This is a genomic window from Streptomyces antioxidans (genome assembly GCF_000968685.2).
Lineage (GTDB): Bacteria > Actinomycetota > Actinomycetes > Streptomycetales > Streptomycetaceae > Streptomyces > Streptomyces antioxidans.
This window is the reverse complement of record NZ_LAKD02000102.1, coordinates 54223-72911: the sequence shown is the minus strand read 5'-3', so window position 1 is coordinate 72911 and position 18689 is coordinate 54223. Positions and strand designations below refer to the sequence as shown.

At 71.4% G+C, this 18689-nt stretch carries 12 protein-coding genes; 3 read left to right on the top strand and 9 right to left on the bottom strand.

Going from position 1 to position 18689, the window contains the following annotated elements:
* Window positions 1–9: 9 nt before the first annotated feature.
* From VT50_RS30505 to VT50_RS30470, 8 genes are all read right to left on the bottom strand, one after another.
* Complete coding sequence (locus VT50_RS30505; protein WP_046087958.1) at window positions 10–1512, bottom strand: MFS transporter; 1503 nt, start codon at window positions 1510–1512, stop codon at window positions 10–12.
* 46 nt (window positions 1513–1558) lie between these two features.
* On the bottom strand, window positions 1559–2323 hold the full coding sequence (locus VT50_RS30500) for a TetR/AcrR family transcriptional regulator (protein WP_240529374.1): 765 nt from the start codon (window positions 2321–2323) through the stop codon (window positions 1559–1561).
* Window positions 2324–2589: 266 nt separating this feature from the next.
* Window positions 2590–4191 (bottom strand): phosphoglycerate dehydrogenase, encoded by a 1602-nt coding sequence (gene serA / locus VT50_RS30495; RefSeq protein ID WP_046087957.1) that lies wholly within the window; start codon window positions 4189–4191, stop codon window positions 2590–2592.
* 273 nt (window positions 4192–4464) lie between these two features.
* A complete protein-coding gene (gene ilvC / locus VT50_RS30490) occupies window positions 4465–5463 on the bottom strand; it encodes a ketol-acid reductoisomerase (protein WP_046087956.1) in 999 nt (332 codons plus the stop codon).
* Window positions 5464–5602: 139 nt separating this feature from the next.
* The gene (ilvN, locus tag VT50_RS30485) at window positions 5603–6127 is read right to left on the bottom strand and encodes an acetolactate synthase small subunit (protein ID WP_037948468.1); all 525 of its coding nucleotides are present in this window, start codon (window positions 6125–6127) and stop codon (window positions 5603–5605) included.
* Between the two features lie 33 nt (window positions 6128–6160).
* A complete protein-coding gene (locus VT50_RS30480; RefSeq protein WP_046087955.1) occupies window positions 6161–8014 on the bottom strand; it encodes an acetolactate synthase large subunit in 1854 nt (617 codons plus the stop codon).
* Window positions 8015–8241: 227 nt separating this feature from the next.
* The gene (locus VT50_RS30475; RefSeq protein ID WP_046087954.1) at window positions 8242–11160 is read right to left on the bottom strand and encodes a putative bifunctional diguanylate cyclase/phosphodiesterase; all 2919 of its coding nucleotides are present in this window, start codon (window positions 11158–11160) and stop codon (window positions 8242–8244) included.
* A 346-nt stretch (window positions 11161–11506) separates the two neighbouring features.
* The gene (locus tag VT50_RS30470) at window positions 11507–12526 is read right to left on the bottom strand and encodes a 2-hydroxyacid dehydrogenase (RefSeq protein WP_240529373.1); all 1020 of its coding nucleotides are present in this window, start codon (window positions 12524–12526) and stop codon (window positions 11507–11509) included.
* Window positions 12527–12601: 75 nt separating this feature from the next.
* Here VT50_RS30470 and VT50_RS30465 point away from each other — a divergent pair, with 75 nt between their 5' ends.
* From VT50_RS30465 to VT50_RS39790, 3 genes are all read left to right on the top strand, one after another.
* Window positions 12602–13600 carry an aldo/keto reductase gene (locus tag VT50_RS30465; RefSeq protein WP_075200436.1) on the top strand — a complete coding sequence of 333 codons (999 nt, stop codon included), beginning with the start codon at window positions 12602–12604 and terminating at the stop codon, window positions 13598–13600.
* A gap of 200 nt (window positions 13601–13800) precedes the next feature.
* Window positions 13801–14982 (top strand): PQQ-dependent sugar dehydrogenase, encoded by a 1182-nt coding sequence (locus VT50_RS30460; protein ID WP_107424924.1) that lies wholly within the window; start codon window positions 13801–13803, stop codon window positions 14980–14982.
* Between the two features lie 166 nt (window positions 14983–15148).
* On the top strand, window positions 15149–15316 hold the full coding sequence (locus VT50_RS39790; protein ID WP_167396640.1) for a DUF6191 domain-containing protein: 168 nt from the start codon (window positions 15149–15151) through the stop codon (window positions 15314–15316).
* A gap of 133 nt (window positions 15317–15449) precedes the next feature.
* Here VT50_RS39790 and VT50_RS30455 read toward each other — a convergent pair whose 3' ends face one another.
* Window positions 15450–18638 (bottom strand): helix-turn-helix transcriptional regulator, encoded by a 3189-nt coding sequence (locus VT50_RS30455; RefSeq protein ID WP_046087951.1) that lies wholly within the window; start codon window positions 18636–18638, stop codon window positions 15450–15452.
* Window positions 18639–18689 lie beyond the last annotated feature (51 nt).

Below are 18689 nucleotides of genomic sequence, written 5' to 3'. Positions count from 1 at the left end.
GAGGTGCCGTCAGCCCATGTGCGCGGGCAGCGGGGCGGCGCCCTCGGCACCGGGTTCGCGCACCGGGCGCGGGGTGTTCATCAGCAGGGCCACGACCACCGCGGCGCCCACGAGGATCGAGGACGAGACGACGAAGGCGTGCGAGAAGCCCTCGACCAGCCCCGTCTTGGCCGTTGCCTCGGCGGTCCGCGGCGTCATCCGCCGGGCGTGCGAGGCCATGTAGTCGGAGGTCGCACTGGTGGCGATGGTGTTGAGCATCGCCGTGCCGATCGAACCGCCGATCTGCTGGGCGGTGTTGACCGTGGCGGAGGCGACGCCCGCGTCCCCCGCCGCCACACCGTGGGTCGCGTAGTTCATCGAGGGCGCCATCACCAGGCCCATGCCGAAGCCGACCAGGAGCTCGGCGGGCAGCACCCCCGCCGCGTACGAGCTGTCCACGTCCAGGGGCACCAGCAGGGCGACACCGGCGGCCGCGATCAGCAGACCCGGGGCCACCAGCAGCCGCGGCGGCACCTTGGGGATGAGCCGGGAGGCGACGCCGCCCGCACCGATCAGCACCGCCCCGGTCATCGGCAGGAACGCCACACCGGTGAGCAGCGCCGAGTAGCCCTTGACGAGCTGCATGTAGTACGTGAGGAAGAGGAACATCGCGAACATGCCGACCACCGAGAGGCCGACCGCCAGATAGGCGCTGCCACGGGCGCGGTCCGCCACCACCCGGAGCGGCAGCAGCGGCCTCGCCACGCTCCGCTCCACCATGACGAAGGCGAAGAGCAGCACCCCGCCCACGATCAGCAGCCCGGTCACCAGCCGGGAGTCCCAGCCCTTGGACTCGGCCTCGCTGCACCCGTAGACCACGGCCACCAGTCCGCACACCGCCAGCAGCACCCCGGGGATGTCGAAGCGGACGCGGCCCTCGGCGCGGGTGTCGGGGGGCAGTACGGACCAGCTGATGGCGGCGGCGACGGCGATCGGCACATTGACGTACAGGCACCAGCGCCAGTCCAGGTACTCGGTCAGCAGCCCGCCGACGACCAGCCCGATCGCACCGCCGCCCGCCGCGATCGCGCCGAAGATGCCGAACGCCTTGGCGCGCTCCCGGGGCTCGGTGAAGTTCACCGCGAGCAGCGACAGCGCCGAGGGGGCGAGCAGCGCGGCGAAGGCGCCCTGCAGTGCGCGGGCCGCGAGCAGTACCTCGAAACCGGAGGCGGCGCCGCCGAGCGCGGAGGCCCCGGCAAACCCCAGCAGACCGATGAGGAAGGTGCGCTTACGGCCGGTGTAGTCCGCGATCCGGCCGCCGAGCAGCAGCAGACTGCCGAACGCCAGGGTGTAGGCGGTGATGACCCACTGCCGGTCGCCGTCGGAGATGCCGAGGTCCTTCTGGGCCGACGGCAGGGCGATGTTCACGATGGTGATATCGAGGACGATCATCAGCTGGGCCAGGCCGATGAAGACGAGGGCGAGCCAGCGCCGAGGGTTCGCCTCGGACCGCGCTTCTGAGGGCTGGGACATGACGGTGCCTTTCTGGTCTTGCGGAAGGCGAGCGGAGGGAGGAATGTCAGGCGGGGTCCGAGTCGGCTCCGGGACCGGGGCCGTCGTGGGCCTCGTGGGTCTCATGGGTCGTGTGGGCGTCGTCGATCACTCGCTCCCGGATGCGCTTGAACGCCTCCGTGTCGATGGCCGGGCCGCCGAGCGGGGTGGTGGGGCGCGGGGAGCCGGTGGGGCGCAACCCGTCGATGTAGACATCCAGTTGGCGATGGGCGAGGGTGTCATCGGGGGCGAACCGGCCGCCACCGGGCAGCGGCCGCGTCAGCCGGATGATCATCAGCGTGATGTCGCCGAAGACGACATCACGCCGGACCAGCCCCTGGGCCTGGGCGCGCAGGAGCATCGCGTCGATCGGGGCGATGGCGTCGCCGGGGACTCCGGCCAGGATCTCGTCCACGGTGAACCGGCCCAGCAGCGCGGGCATCACCGAGCCGATCTTGAGATCAAGGGCGGCATGCATAAAGCGGCGCAGCGCGAGACCGGGGTCGCCCTCCTCGGCGGCGGCCCGGCGCGCGGCCTCGTCCAGCGCGGTCAGCACCTCGATGGCGACCCCTCGGTGCAGCTCGGCGCGGTGCGGAAACCGCCGGTAGAGGGTCGCGATGCCGACCCCGGCGCGCCGGGCTATCTCGTCCAGCGGTGCGTCCGGCCCCTGGTCGGCGAAGACCTCACGGGCGGCGCGCAGGATCTGCTCGCGGTTGCGCCGCGCGTCGGCTCGCATGGGGGACGACGGGGCATCGGCAAGGGTCTCGGTGTCGGTCTCAGCGTCTGCGGACACGGGGCTCTCCTGACAGCACGGCACGGCGCATCAGCACATACCTACAGCTATGTGGAGAAAATTTCTCCACATAGCTGCGAGCGTAGCGAGCCCATCGCCATTATTCAACATGCGATGAAAAAGATCCGAAACCCCTCCGGCACGCGTTACCACCGTGGACGCGACAAAGACCTGGGCCCGGCCCCCGCCGAAGCGGGGGCCGGGCCCAGGTGGGTGATGCCTTGAAGGGCTCAGCCCAGATTGGTGGCTAAGACCAGATTGGCGACTCAGACCAGATTGACCGAACGCGCCGAGGTGGCGCCGATCTCCTCAGCGATCTCGGTGAGCACGGGCTGCGGAATGGTGTCGTCCACCGTGAGCGCCACCAGCGCGGCGCCGCCCGCCGCGGCCCGCGAGACCTGCATCCCCGCGATGTTGATCCCGGCCTCGCCCAGGATGCGGCCGAGCGTGCCGACCACACCCGGGCGGTCGGTGTAGCGGAGGAAGGCCATGTGGTCGGCGAGCGCCAGATCCACGTCGTACTCCCCCACCGCGACGATCTTCTGCTGGTGCTTGGGACCGGCCAGCGTGCCGGAGATCGAGACCTCCTCGCCGTCCGCCAGGGTGCCGCGCACGGTCACCACATTGCGGTGCTCGCTCGACTCCGAGCTGGTGGTCAGCCGCACCTCGACCCCGCGCTCCTGCGCGAACAGCGGTGCGTTCACATACGAGACGGTCTCGTCGACGATGTCCTCGAAGACGCCCTTGAGCGCCGACAGCTCCAGCACCTTGACGTCGTGCTGGGTGATCTCGCCGTACACCTCGACATCGAGGCGGACCGCGACCTCGCCCGCCAGCGCGGTGAAGATCCGCCCCAGCTTCTCGGCCAGCGGCAGCCCGGGCCGTACGTCCTCGGCGATGACGCCGCCCTGGACGTTCACCGCGTCCGGGACCAGCTCACCGGCCAGCGCCAGCCGCACCGAGCGGGCGACCGCGATGCCCGCCTTCTCCTGGGCCTCACCGGTGGAGGCGCCCAGATGCGGGGTGACCACCACATTGTCGAACTCGAACAGCGGGGACTCGGTGCACGGCTCCTGGGAGAAGACGTCCAGCCCGGCCCCGGCCACCCGGCCCTCCTTGAGGGCGGCGGCCAGCGCCACCTCGTCCACGATCCCGCCGCGCGCGGCGTTGACGATCCGGAGCTCCGGCTTGACCTTGTGCAGCGCCTCGTCGCCGATCAGGCCGAGCGTCTCGGGGGTCTTGGGGAGGTGGACCGTGATGAAGTCGGAGACCTCGAGCAGCTCGTCCAGCGAGAGCAGCTTCACCCCCATCTGCGCGGCCCGCGCGGGCTGCACATACGGGTCGTACGCGACGATCTTCATACCGAAGGCGGACATCCGCTGGGCCACCAGGACGCCGATGCGGCCGAGGCCGACCACGCCCAGGGTCTTCTCGCTCAGCTCCACACCGGTGTACTTGCTGCGCTTCCACTCGCCGTTCTTCAGCGCGCCATTGGCCTGCGGGATGTTCCGAGCCGTGGCCACCAGCAGACCGCAGGCGAGCTCGGCGGCGGTGACGATGTTGGACGTCGGCGCGTTGACGACCATGACGCCCGCCTTGGTGGCGGACGAGACGTCCACATTGTCCAGGCCGACGCCCGCGCGGGCGACCACCTTCAGCTTCTTCGCGGCGGCGATGGCCTCGGCGTCGACCTTGGTCGCGCTGCGGACGAGGATCGCGTCCACATCGGCGATGGCGGGAAGGAGCTCGGCTCGGTCCGCCCCGTTGCAGCTCCGGATCTCGAAGTCCGGGCCCAGGGCCTCGACCGTCGCCGGAGAGAGCTCTTCGGCGATGAGTACGACGGGTTTACCAGTGGAAGCAGTGCTCACGTGGTCTTCAGTCCTCACTAGTCCTCAGCGGACGGCCGTCCCGACGGCCGCTGGCGGTGAAGGGGTCAGCCGCGTGGGAGACACACGACGCTGTGAGCCTGACGCGCTTGCTGGTGATGAGTGTAGTGGCGGTCAGGCCTTCGTCATGTGCCGTTGCGGCAGGATCACCCGCACGTGGTGGTGCGCGACGGACACAACGCGAACCGGGTGCGGTGGGGGTCCCGCGGGACCCCCACCGCACCCGGGGCACGGCCCCCGCGCCACCAGGCGCGGTTACGCCTCCTCGTCGACCCAGCTCATGAGCTTGCGCAGCTCCTTGCCCGTGGTCTCCAGCAGGTGGTTCTCGTCGGCCTTCTTCAGCTCGTTGTACTTCGGCAGACCGGCGTTGTACTCCGCCATCCAGTTCTTGGCGAAGGTGCCGTCCTGGATGTCGCCGAGGATCTTCTTCATCTCGGCCTTGGTGGATTCGTTGATGATCCGCGGACCGGAGACGTAGTCGCCCCACTCGGCGGTCTCGGAGATCGACCAGCGCATCTTCTCCAGGCCGCCCTCGTACATCAGGTCCACGATCAGCTTGAGCTCGTGGAGGCACTCGAAGTACGCGATCTCCGGCTGGTAACCGGCCTCGACCAGGGTCTCGAACCCGGCCTTGACCAGCGCCGAGGTGCCGCCGCACAGCACCACCTGCTCACCGAAGAGGTCGGTCTCGGTCTCCTCGGTGAAGGTCGTCTTGATGACACCGGCGCGGGTGCCGCCGATGCCCTTGGCGTAGGACAGGGCCAGCTCGAAGGCGCCTCCGCTGGCGTCCTGCTCGACGGCCGCGATGCACGGCACGCCGCGCCCCTCCTCGTACTGGCGGCGGACCAGGTGGCCCGGGCCCTTGGGGGCGACCATGCAGACGTCCACATTGGCCGGGGGCTTGATGAAGTCGAACCGGATGTTGAGACCGTGCCCGAAGAACAGCGCGTCGCCGTCCATCAGGTTGTCCTTCACGGACTCCTCGTAGACCTTGGCCTGGATCGGGTCCGGGACCAGGATCATGATCACGTCGGCCTCGGCCGACGCCTCGGCCGGGGTGACCACGCGCAGGCCCTGCTCCTCGGCCTTGGCCTTGGACTTGGAGCCCTCGTGCAGGCCGACCCGGACGTCGACGCCCGAGTCGCGCAGCGACAGCGCATGGGCGTGGCCCTGGCTGCCGTAGCCGAGGATTGCGACCTTGCGGCCCTGGATGATGGACAGGTCGGCGTCGTCGTCGTAGAACAGCTCGGCCACTTCGGGAATCTCCTAGCGTGTGGGTTGTGCTTCCCACCGTATGACGGGCGGGCGGGTGAAGGTTTCACGGTCTCGCCATGCGGTCCGGCGCGACGGGTGGCGCCGGACCGTGGGTCCCGCTGGTCGGGCGGGGCCGGAGTCAGGCGGACCGGTCGAGCGCGCGCAGGCTCCGGTCGGTGATGGAGCGGGCGCCGCGCCCTATGGCGATGGTGCCGGACTGGACCAGCTCCTTGATGCCGTACGGTTCCAGCATCCTGAGCATGGCCTCGAGCTTGTCGCTGCTGCCGGTGGCCTCGATGGTCACGGCCTCCGGGGAGACGTCCACGGTCTTGGCGCGGAACAGCTGGACGATCTCGACGATCTGGGAGCGGGTCTCGTTGTCGGCGCGGACCTTGACCAGGACGAGCTCCCGCTGGATCGCCTGGCCGTCCTCCAGCTCGACGATCTTCAGCACATTGACCAGCTTGTTGAGCTGCTTGGTGACCTGCTCGAGCGGCAGCTCCTCGACATTGACCACGATGGTGATCCGGGAGATGTCGGGGTGCTCGGTGACGCCGACGGCGAGCGAGTCGATGTTGAAGCCGCGGCGGGAGAACAGGGCGGCGATCCGGGCCAGGATGCCGGGGGTGTTCTCCACCAGGACGGAGAGCGTGTGCTTGGACATGGGCTCGGTCTCTTCTCTCTCTGGGTCCTGGTCTCAGTCGTCCGCGCCGTCGCCGAAGTCCGGGCGGGTGTCGCGCGCCGCCAGGATCTCGTCGTTGGAGGTGCCGGCCGCGACCATCGGCCAGACCATGGCGTCCTCATGGACGATGAAGTCCACGACCACCGGGCGGTCGTTGATCGCGTTGGCCTTCTCGATCACGGCGTCGAGGTCGGCCGGGTCCTCGCAGCGCAGTCCGACGCAGCCCATGGCCTCGGAGAGCTTCACGAAGTCGGGGACGCGGGTGCCCAGGCTCGCCTGTGCGGGGGTGTCGGGGCCGGAGTGCAGGACCGTGTTGGAGTAGCGCTGGTTGTAGAAGAGGGTCTGCCACTGGCGGACCATGCCCAGCGCGCCGTTGTTGATGATCGCGACCTTGATCGGGATGTTGTTCAGCGCGCAGGTGGCCAGCTCCTGGTTGGTCATCTGGAAGCAGCCGTCCCCGTCGATCGCCCAGACCGTACGGCCCTCGCCGGCACCGGCCCTGGCGCCCATGGCGGCCGGGACGGCGTAGCCCATCGTCCCGGCGCCGCCGGAGTTCAGCCAGGTCGCGGGGGTCTCGTAGTCGATGAAGTGGGCGGCCCACATCTGGTGCTGGCCGACGCCCGCGGCGAAGATCGTGCCCTCCGGGGCCAGCTGCCCGATCCGCTGGATGACCTGCTGCGGGGAGAGGCTGCCGTCGGCGGGCTGGTCGTAGCCGAGCGGGTAGGTCTCGCGCCACCGGTTCAGGTCCTCCCACCAGCCGGTGTAGTCACCGGCGTGGCCCGCGTCGTGCTCGGCCTGGACGGCGACGACCAGGTCCGCGATGACCTCGCGGGCGTCCCCGACGATCGGCACGTCGGCGGCGCGGTTCTTACCGATCTCGGCCGGGTCGATATCCGCGTGGACGATCTTGGCGTACGGGGCGAAGGAGTCGAGCTTGCCGGTGACGCGGTCGTCGAAGCGGGCGCCGAGCGCCACGATCAGATCGGCCTTCTGCAGGGCGGTCACGGCGGCGACGGTGCCGTGCATGCCCGGCATGCCCAGGTGGAGGCGGTGGCTGTCGGGGAAGGCGCCCAGCGCCATCAGGGTGGTGGTGACCGGCGCGCCGGTCAGCTCTGCCAGCACCTTCAGCTCGGCGGTGGCCCCCGCCTTGAGCACACCGCCGCCGACGTACAGCACCGGGCGCTCGGCCTGGGTGATCAGGCGGGCGGCCTCGCGGATCTGCTTGGCGTGTGGCTTGGTGACCGGGCGGTAGCCGGGCAGATCGATCTGCGGCGGCCAGGAGAAGGTGGTCTGGGTCTGGAGCACGTCCTTGGGGATGTCGACCAGGACCGGGCCGGGACGGCCGGTGGAGGCGATGTGGAACGCCTCGGCGATCGTGCGGGGGATGTCCTCGGCCTTGGTGACCAGGAAGTTGTGCTTGGTGATCGGCATGGTGATGCCACAGATGTCCGCCTCCTGGAAGGCGTCCGTACCGATGGCCTTGGACGCCACCTGGCCGGTGATCGCGACGATCGGGACCGAGTCCATATGGGCGTCGCCGATGGGGGTGACCAGGTTGGTGGCCCCGGGGCCCGAGGTCGCCATGCAGACGCCGACCTTGCCGGTGGCCTGGGCGTAGCCGGTGGCCGCGTGGCCCGCGCCCTGCTCGTGGCGGACGAGCACATGCCGGACCTTCGAGGAGTCCATCATCGGGTCGTAGGCGGGCAGGATCGTGCCACCGGGGATGCCGAAGACGGTGTCGGCACCCACTTCCTCGAGGGAGCGGATGAGGGACTGCGCGCCCGTGACGTGCTCGACGGTGGCGGACTGCGGTCCGCCGCTACGGGGCCGAGGCTGGGGGTGATGGGACCCGGGGGCCTGCTCGGTCATCGGCATTCTCTTCTCGAAGATGAGGTTCGGTGCGGGAGGGAGAGGGCGGGCGGTGCACCGGACCCTGCCGGTGCAACAAAAAACCCCTCGTGCCGTAAGGCAAGCGAGGGGAGCGCGCCGGTGAGGGTCCGCAGGGCTTCGATGAGCCCTGCTCAGCCGACGCGCTGTCCAAGTACGAGAATTCGGGTGCGCATGGCTCCGACCCTCCCCCCGGCACATATCGGGTGTCAAGTGGGTGGGACGGGCGTCTCAGTATTTGAGCGGGTTGGCGGGTGGGTGTGCGGCTCCGGACGGCGCGGGCCGTGGGAGCCGCCGTGCCCGCCGTGACCGCCGTGCCGGATCGGCAGGGCGCCGCCGACCAGCAGCGGGGGCTCCGGGCGCGGCACCGGATAGCCGCCGCGCAGCAGCGCCCGGCGCAATCGGTGCTCGTCCAGCGGACCGCTGAAGGCCGCCCCTTGGGCGTGGGTGCATCCCATACCGCGCAGGGTGACAATCTGCTCGGGCAACTCCACCCCCTCTGCGATGGACTGCATTCCGAGGTCGCCGGCGATCCTCAGCAGCCCTGCGGTGATCTTGTGTAGGCGTGAGGACTCGACCACTCCCTCGACCAGTCCGGGGTCGAGTTTCAGCACATCGATGGGGAGCCTGCGGAGGGCCCTGATCGCGGCATAGCCGCTGCCGAAGCCGTCGAGGGCGATCCGCACCCCCAGGCGGCGCAGCGCGCCCAGGCGGTGCTCGAGCTCGTCCAGCGGCACCCGTGGATCGCTGTCGGTCAGCTCCAGGATCAGCGATCCGGACGGCAGCCCGTGGCGGGCCAGCAGGGTCTCCACGGCCTTGGGCGGCATCGACTTGTCCACCAGCCGGCTCGCGGGGAGCCGTACGCAGACCGGGACCGGATGGCCGTCGCGGCGCCGCTGGGCGGCCTGCTCGACGGCCGCCTCCAGCATCCAGTGGGACAGCTCGGCGGTGCGGGCCGTGTCCTCGCCGCTCCCCCGGCCGTTGTCGGCGACCCGGAGGAATTCGGCGGGGGTGAACAGGATGCCCTGGGCCGAGCGCCAGCGGGCCTGCGCCGCGACCGCGGTGATCCGGCCGCTGGTCAGCTCGACGACGGGCTGGTGCAGCAGCACGAACTCCCCGTCGTGCAGGGCGGCGCGCAGTCTGGTGGCGACCTCGGCGCGCCGCGCCACCTCGGCCTGCATCTGCGGTGCGTACAGCTCGACGCGGTTCTTGCCCGCGGCCTTGGCGCGGTACATCGCCAGGTCGGCGTTGCGCATCAGGGCGCCGGGGCTGGTGCCGGGCTCGGCGAAGGCGACGCCGATGCTGGCGGCCACCCGGACCTCGGTACCGCTTTCGACCCGGTAGGGCTGGGAGAGCCGGAGCCGCAGCCGGTCGGCGATCTCCATGATGCGCTGCTCACGGGTGCCCGCCTCCCCCTCGCCGTTGCCGAGGATGAGGGCGGCGAACTCATCGCCCCCGAGCCGGGCCGCGCAGTCGCCGGACCCGGACCGCACCGACTCCTGGAGCCGGCGGGCGGCCTGGACCAGCAGCTCGTCCCCGGCGTGGTGGCCGACGGTGTCGTTGACCGCCTTGAAGCCGTCGAGGTCGATGAAGAGCACGGCGGTGCCGGCGTCCGTACGGCGGCGGCCGGCGACGGCGTGCGCGACCCGCCGGGTGAACAGGGCCCGGTTGGGCAGATCGGTGAGCGGGTCGTGCTCGGCGTTGTGCTGGAGCTGGGCCTGGAGCCGGACCCGCTCGGTGACATCGCGGCTGTTGAAGATCAGCCCGCCGTGGTGGCGGTTGATCGTGGACTCCACGTTGAGCCAGTCGCCCGAGCCGGAGCGGAAGCGGCATTCGATCCGCGTGGTGGGCTCCTCGCCCGGTGAGGCGGCCAGGAACCGGCGGACCTCGTGGACCACCGAGCCGAGGTCCTCGGGGTGGATGAGGGAGGCCAGCTCGGAACCCTCCAGCTCCTCCGCGTCGCGGCCGTAGACCCCGGAGGCGGCCGGGCTGACGTAGCGCAGGATTCCGGTGGGCGCGGCGATCATGATCACATCGCTCGAGCTCTGCACCAGGGAGCGGAAGTGGCTCTCCTTCTGGGCGAGTTCCTGGGTGAGTCTGATGTTGTCCATCAGCATGATCGCCTGTCGGACGACGAGCGCGAGCACGACCGCGCAGGCGGTGAAGAGCACCACCCCGTCGATCGGCCGGCCGTCCATCACGTTGAACAGGACCCCCAAGGTGCAGACGGCGGCGGCGAGGTAGGGCGCGAGCGCGGCGAGCGAGCCCGCGATGGGGACGCTCTGCTGCTGCGGGGAGCGGCGCACCGGCGGCGGGTCCTGGGCTGCCTCGCGGCGGGCCACCCAGGGCGCGTACGCCAGCAGCGCGGAACCGGCGAACCACCCGGCGTCGAGTATCTGCCCGGAGCGGTAGTGCTCCCGCAGCAGCGGCGAGGTGAACAGCGCGTCGCACAGCACGGTGAACGCGAAGGCGGCGATGGCGGTGTTGATCGCGGAGCGGTTGCCGGAGGAGCGCCGGAAGTGGAGCACGATCACCATGCTCACCAGCACGATGTCCAGCAGCGGATAGGCGAGCGACAGGGCGCCACGGGCCACGGAGGCGCCGTCCGCGTCGAACTCCCCGGTGTGAGCGAGCGCGAGGCTCCAGGAGAGGGTGACCAGCGATCCGGCGATCAGCCAGGCGTCAAGGCCCAGACAGATCCACCGGGCCCGGCTCGTGGGGCGCTTGGCGAGCACCAGCATCCCGACGATGGCGGGCGGGGCGAAGAGCAGGAAGCAGAAGTCGGCGACCGAGGGGCTGGGCACGGGGCGGCCGAGCACCACCTCGTACCAGCCCCATACGGCGTTTCCCAGCCCGGCCATGGCCGAGGAGGCGGCGAACAGCAGCCACGCCGGGCGCAGCCGCCCGGCGTGCCGACGGCCGTGCCACAGACAGGAGGCCGCGGCGGCGAACGCGGCGGCGCTGAGCCCGAAGTCACCCATGATGAGGGCCAGTTGGGACGATCCCCAGCCGACGATCGCCCCCGCCGCGTAACCGCCGCAGACCAGGGCGAGGACCACTTGCGGCAACAGCCCGGACCCGCCGCCGGAGACCGACGGCCGGGCGAGCACCGCTCCCGTGGCGCTCACTGGACTGCCATCCACTGCGTGGCGGACCACTGGCGCCTCGGGGCTCCCGGAAGCGGTATCCCCGCGGGCCTCGTCGAGTTGGAGAACCGCGCGGCTGCGCGGAAAAGTCGCGGTCGACGCCTGAGCTGCGTCGGGTCGTCGGTCCATCGGCCATACATCGCCCGTCGCCCCCCTCGAGTTCCGGTCCATCGCTGACGCCGTCAGGTCAGTGGCGCAGCCCCCGCTCGGGACGATACACCAGACTGGTCACTCAGGGACATAGGTCATCTACGGTCCGTAACCGACTACGGCGTTGTATATACGGAGTGAAGTCAATCGGTGCCTGTATGTGGTGCCAGAGGCATGTCTACCCCGTCGTGGCGATGAGATGTGCCAGCGACTCGCCCCGCGCGTAACGATGCAGCTGATCCCTCAACAGCCGCTTGGCGCGCGGGAGGAAGGCCGACGTGGGGCCGCCCACATGCGGGGAGATGAGCACCCCTGGAGCGTGCCACAGCGGATGCCCGGCGGGCAGTGGTTCGGGGTCGGTCACATCGAGCGCGGCCCGCAGCCGGCCCGACTCCAGTTCCGTGAGCAGGGCCTTGGTGTCCACGACCCCGCCACGGGCGACATTCACCAGCAGCGCCCCGTCCTTCATCCGCGACAGGAACTCCGCCCCGGCCAGACCGCGGGTCGCCTCGGTGAGCGGGGTCACCAGCACCACCACATCGGCTTCCGGAAGCAGTCGGGGCAATGCGTCGATCGGATGCACCGGACCGCGCTCGGTCGTGCGCGGGGAGCGCGCGACGCGCGCCACCCGCTCGCACTCAAACGGCACGAGCCGATCCTCGATCGCGCTGCCGATGGCCCCGTAGCCGACGATCAGTACGGACTTGTCGGCGAGCGCGGGGCGGAAGCCGGAGCGCCACTCCTCGGCGTCCTGGCCCCGGACGAAGTCGGGGATGCCGCGCAGCGAGGCCAGGATGAGGGCGAGCGCGAGCTCGGCGGTGCTCGCGTCGTGCACCCCGCGCGCGTTGCACAGCCGCACCCCGGGCGCGAGATCGGCCAGCGCGGGCTTGATGTGGTCTATTCCGGCGGTCAGGGTCTGCACCACCCGCAGGCCGGTCATCGCGGACAGCGGGCGGGTGCACACCTGCGGCGGCTTCATATACGGGACGCAGTAGAACGCGCAGCGCGCCGGGTCGGTGGGGTAGTCGGGGCCGCCGTCCCAGAAGGCGTATTCGAGGGTGTCGGGAAGGCCATCGATCTCCTCGGGCGGGATGGGCAGCCACGCCAGTTCGCGCGCCCGGGAGGAACCGTCACTCGCTCGGGAAGAACCGTGAGTCGAATCGTGGTAGCGGAACGTATCGCTGTGATCTGCACTCATGCCAGGAGGCTATGCGATCACCGGCCGCCGGCAGAGGTTAGTTTGGGGTCCGAGGAACGGGAGGGGTCAGGCCAGGTGGAGCGCAGGAGAATCGGCGCGGCGGCGCTCGAAGTGGGGGCCGTCGGCCTTGGATGCATGCCGATGAGCTGGGCGTACACCGCTTCGCGGCGCAGTGGCGAGCACTCGGTGCGCGCCGTGCACACCGCGCTCGACTCGGGGGCGAGCCTGCTGGACACCGCCGATATGTACGGCCCCTTCACCAATGAGCTGCTGGTGGGGCGGGTGCTCAAGGAGCGGCGGGCGGACGCCTTCGTGTCCACCAAATGCGGACTGCTGGTGGGCGACCAGCACATCGTGGCCAATGGGCGGCCCGGCTATGTGAAGCGGGCCTGCGACGCCTCGCTGCGGCGGCTGCAGACCGATGTGATCGACCTCTACCAGCTGCACCGGGCCGACCCCGAGGTCCCCATAGAGGAGACCTGGGGCGCGATGGCGGAGTTGGTCGCGGCCGGGAAGGTACGGGCGCTCGGGCTGTGCGCCGTGGGCGCGCGGGCGCAGCGGAGGGCGGGCGCCGGGATGCACGACGCCACGGTGCGCCAGCTGGAGCGGGTCCAGCAGGTCTTTCCGGTCAGCTGTGTGCAGGCGGAGCTGTCGGTGTGGTCGCCCGAGGCGCTGGAGGCGCTGGTGCCGTGGTGCGCCTCGCGCGGAGTGGGCTTCCTGGCGGCGATGCCGCTGGGCAACGGCTTCCTCAGCGGGACGCTGACCCCGGGGCAGGGCTTCGAGCCGGATGACGTGCGGGCTCGGCATCCGCGGTTCACCGCGGAGATGATGGCCGCGAACCAGCCGATCGTGGCCGGTCTGCGACGGGTCGCCCGGCGGCACGGGGACGGGGTGACCCCGGCGCAGGTGGCCCTGGCCTGGCTGCTGGCGCAGGGGCCGCAGGTGGTGCCGGTGCCGGGCACGAAGCGGGAGCGGTGGGTGGCGGAGAACTGCGCGGCGGCCGGTCTGCCGCTTTCCCCCGGGGACCTCGCGGAGATCGCGGGGCTGCCTCCGGCGCGGGGGTCGTGGGACTGAGCGCGGGGCGGCGGGGTGCCCGGCGCGGGGCGCGGGTGTGCGTTGTGCGTTGTGCGTACGGCCCGGGTCCGGGTCCGGTGCGGGGCTCGGTCCGGGTCCGGTGCGGGTTCGGTTTGGGGATGGGAACCCGGCGTGGGTCCGCGGTGTATAAGAATCAGTGCCGTGCCGCGGCACACGTGCCCATGGAGAGGAACCCGACCGTGCGACGTCCTCGCGTCACCGCTGTTCTCGCCGCCGCTGCCGCTGCCGCCGTGGTGCTCATGACGGGCTGCTCGTCCGACGGCGACAGCATCACCAGACCGGGCGGCCGGTCGTCCGCGCCCACAGAGCCGGGCGGCGGGGGTTCCTCCTCTGGCGAGCCCTCGCCGACGGAGTCCGCCGCGCCCGCGAAGGGCTCGGTGAAGGTGGAGCGCACGCTCACCACGAAGCTGAACTCCCCGTGGGGGCTCGCACCGCTGCCCGGCGGGGATCTGCTGGTCTCCTCGCGGGACACCGGGAAGATCTTCAAGATCTCGGCGGACTCGGGGAAGAAGACGGAGCTGGGGTCCGTCCCGGGCGTCTCCGCGGCCGGTGAGGGCGGGCTGCTGGGGCTGGCCGTCTCCTCCGACTTCGGCTCGGACCATATGGTCTATGCGTACTTCACCACCGATTCGGACAACCGCATCGTCCGGATGGTGTACGACGCCAAGCGCCCCGCCGGCAATCAGCTCGGCGCCCCGGACACGATCTTCAAGGGCATCCCCAAGGGCGCGATCCACAACGGGGGCCGGATCGCCTTCGGCCCGGACAAGATGCTCTACGCGGGCACCGGAGAGAGCGGTGACCGCGGGCTCGCCCAGGACATGGACTCCTTCGGCGGCAAGATCCTTCGGATGACCCCGGAGGGCGAGCCCGCGCCCCGCAATCCGGACGCCCGCTCGGTCGTCTACTCCCCGGGTCACCGCAATGTGCAGGGGCTGGCCTGGGATGCGGACAAGCGGCTGTGGGCCTCCGAGTTCGGCCAGGACACCTGGGACGAGCTCAATCTGATCGAGCCGGGCAAGAACTACGGCTGGCCGGAGGTGGAGGGCAAGGCCGGGAAGAAGGGCTTCGCCGATCCGCTCGAGCAGTGGAGGCCCAAGGACGCCTCGCCGAGCGGAATCGCCTTCGCCAAGGGCTCGATCTGGATGGCGGGGCTGCGCGGTGAGCGGCTGTGGCGCATTCCGCTGAAGGGCGCCAAGGCGGCGGCGAAGCCACAGTCATTCCTGGACGGGAAGTACGGACGGCTGCGCAGTGTGGTGGCGACGGACGACGGGGGGCTGTGGCTGACGACGAGCAATACGGATGGGCGTGGCAAGCCTGGCCGGGAGGACGACCGGATCCTGCGGCTGGAGGTCCGCTGAGGGGAGCTGGACTGAGGGGAGCTCGGCTGAGGGGGCCGCTGAGGGGACTCACTGAGGGGGCGAATCGGCTGGTCGTGGCGTTGAGTTTGGCCGACATGGTGCGGCGTGCCCGTTCTGTGACGAGTCTGCCTACACTGGCAGCAGTCGCACGCCTACGGGGGTCGTCATGTTCAACCTCATCGAGGAGCTGTTCGCGCCCGGGCGCAAGCACACCGAAGAAGAGCGCAACCGGCTGGAGTTCACGCTCGACGAGACGCGCAGCAGCGACCCGGGGAAGGGCCCTATAGACCTTGACTCGGGGCGAGTGGTGATCCGCCCCCGCGAAGGGGATTGATCCGGCGGGCGGCGGTCGGCGTACCGGGCGTCTTGCTCCCCCCTGTCCCCCGGCGCGCTGTGCGCACCCCGGCGTGCTGACGGTGCGCACCGCGCACACCACGCATACCGTCAGCGGGCCGCCGCGCACACTGTCAGCGGGCCGCCGCCGCGTCATCGGCCAGGCCGTCCACCAGGCGCAGGCGGTGGGCCACGGCGGCTGCCTCAACCCGGCCCGAGACGCCCAGCTTGGCCAGGATGTTGGAGACATGGACGCTGGCCGTCTTGGGTGAGATGAAAAGCTCCTCGGCGATCTGGCGATTGCTGCGACCATCGGCGACCAGCCGCAGCACATCCCGCTCCCGGGGCGTCAGCCCCAGCTCCTCGGCCGGATCGACGGGTTCGGCGGGCTCGGCGGCCGGGGCCGGGGAGCCCGGGGCCGGGGGCAGCGCGGGGGTGCGGCCCAGGGACACATCCAGCGCGGCGCGAGTCGCGGCGGATGCCAAGGGCAGCCGGGCGCGCCGGGCCAGCAGCTCGATCTCCTCGCGCAGCGGACGGGCACCCAACCGGTCGGCCACGGCATGCGCCTGGACAAGCAGCTCAGCGGCACGATCACGGTCGGCCCGCGCCAAAGCGCCCTGGCTGGGGGCGTCCTGGCCGGAGGCTGCGTCCTGGTCGGGGCCCTGGCCAGAAGGGTTGCGGTTGGGGGTGAGAAGGGCCTCGGCCCAGCGGTGGCGGGCGCGGGCCAGGGGATGGGGGCGGTCAAGCGGGGTGAAGGCGGCCGTGGCCTCGGCCCAGAGGTCGGGGCGGTTCCTGCCCTCGGCGCGGGCCAGTTCGGCCTGGACCATCGCGGCGTAGGCCCGCCACACCGGCACGGGCTGCGACACTCGCTTCACCGCCGCCCGGAGGCGGGCCAGCGCCTCGCCCCGGCCCGGCTCGGCCGTGGGCAGTCCGCGCGCTGCCGACTCGGCCGCGGTGGCCGCGTACAGCAACGGCCAGGCGTAGCGCTGCATCCCGGGCGGGAAACCGGCCTCCACGACCTGTTGCAGCAGGGCCCGGACCTCCAGGATCCGGCCGCGGGCCGCCGCGAGTTCGATGGCGTGCGCCGCGACCTGGAGGGTGTACTGCGGTTCGGTGTTCTGGGCGCCGTAGTGCTCCCGGGCGGCGGCCAGCTCGCGCTCCGCCGTGTCCCACTGCCCGCGTGCCAGCGCCAGCTGGACGAGCCGGTTGGCGGCGGTGCCGCGCGGCCTGGTGCCGAGGGCGAGCCGCCGGGTCTCCAGGGCCGCCGCCTCCGCCTCGTCCCAGCGGCCCAGGAAGAACAGCGACTCGCCCAGATTCCCGTAGACCCAGGCCCGGGAGTCCACCAGGCCGACCTGGTCCAGGATCCGCGCGCCCTCCTCGGCGGTCTCCACCGCCTCGGCGGACCGGCCGACCCCCTCCAGCGCGGAGGCCAGATTGACGTAGCAGCGCCCCAGGACGCTGATGTCACCGAGGTCCAGGGCCCGCTCGCAGACCTCGCGCATCGCGGCCAGCCCGCGCTCGACGTCGCCCGAGTCACCGGTGAAGTAGCCCAGCGTCAGGCGGGCGTTCAGCTCCGTGCTCTCCGCGCCGACCAGCCGGGCCAGCTCCACCGCCCGTTGGGCGGCTGCCAAGCCCTCGGCACCCGGCCGGTGGGTCATCGTCCAGCCCGCCACCTGCGCCATGATCTCGGCGTGCACGGCGGACGGGGGCAGCCCGCGCACCAGTTCCTGGGCGCGGCTCAGCTCCTCCCAGCCGTCGCCGCGGGCCAGGCCCTCCATCAGCTTGGATCGCTGGGTCCAGAACCAGGCGGCCCGCAGCGGGTCGTCACCGCCGCGGTCCAGCGCCCGCAGGGCCCGCTTGCTGACGGCCAGCGCGCGCTCCCGCTGCCCGGACATGTGCGCGGCCACCACCACCTCCGCGAGCAGATCGAGATGGTGCAGCGCCTGGTCCTCACAGCCGCAGGCGGGGTACACCTCCGCGTAGTCCAGGGGCCGCTGTGCCTGCCGTATCTCCTTGGGGGCGTCTTCCCACAGCTCCATGGCCCGCTCCAGCAGCCGCAGCTGCTCCGCGTGGGCGTACCGCCGCCGCGCCGCGACGGACGCCTGGAGCACGGCGGGCAGGGCCTTGGCGGGGTCGTGGGCGTGGTACCAGTAGCTGGCCAGCCGGGCGGCCACCTCATCGGCCCGCACCAGCGCGGGCTCGGCCTCCAGGGCCTCCGCGAAGCGCCGGTTGAGCCGGGAGCGCTCCCCGGGCAGCAGATCGTCGCGCACGGCCTCGCGCACCAGCGAATGCCGGAAGCGGTAGCCGCTGTCGTCGGCCGTGGGGCGCAGGATGTTCGCGCCGACGGCGGCCCGCAGCGCGTTGATCAGCTCGTCCTCGCCCAGCCGGGCGACCGCGCGCAGCAGTTCGTACTCCACCGAGGAGCCGCCCTCGGCGAGGATCCGCACCACCCGCTGGGCCTCCTCGGGCAGCGCCTCGACCCGCACCAGCAGCAGATCGCGCAGCGATTCGCTGAGCCCGGTGGCGCAGCCCTCGCTGAGGGAGCGGGCGATCTCCTCCACGAAGAAGGCGTTGCCGTCGCTGCGCTTGAAGATCCGGTCGACCAGCTCGCGCCCCGGCTCTGCCCCGTTGATCCCGGTCAGCTGGGCGTGCACCTCACCGCGGGTGAAGCGGGAGAGCTCGATGCGCCGCACCTCGCGCATCCGGTCCACCTCGGCGAGGAACGGGCGCAGTGGATGACGGCGGTGGATGTCGTCGGAGCGGTAGGTGGCCACGACCAGCAGCCGGGCGCTGAGCAGCGAGCGGAAGAGATAGCCCAGCAGTTCGCGGGTGGAGCGGTCGGCCCAGTGCAGATCCTCGATGGCGACGACAAGGGTGCGCTCGGCGGCCAGCCGCTCCAGCAGCCGGACCGTGAGCTCGAACAGCCTGGCCCGGCCGTCCCCGTCGTGGGAGGCGCGGGAGGTCTCGCCCAGCTCGGGCAGCAGCCGGGCCAGCTCGCCCTCCTGCCCTGCGGCGGCACCGTCCAGCTCGGTGCCCAGCTTGCGGCGCAGTGAGCGCAATACGGTGGACACGGGCGCGAACGGCAGCCCGTCGGCGCCCATTTCCACACAGCCGCCGACCGCGGCGACAGCCCCCGCGGCCACGGCCGAGGCCAGGAACTCGTCGATGAGCCGGGTCTTGCCGACCCCCGCCTCTCCCCCCACCAGCAGCACCTGCGGCTCGCCCGCGGTGGCGCGGGCGAGCGCGTCGTCGAGGGTGGCCAGTTCCTGGGCGCGACCGATGAACACCGGGCTGACGGACGTGGTGTGCACATCGTCGAGCATCGCACAGGGGTCCGACACCGCGGCACCGGCTTCTCCGGCCCCCGCCGCTTC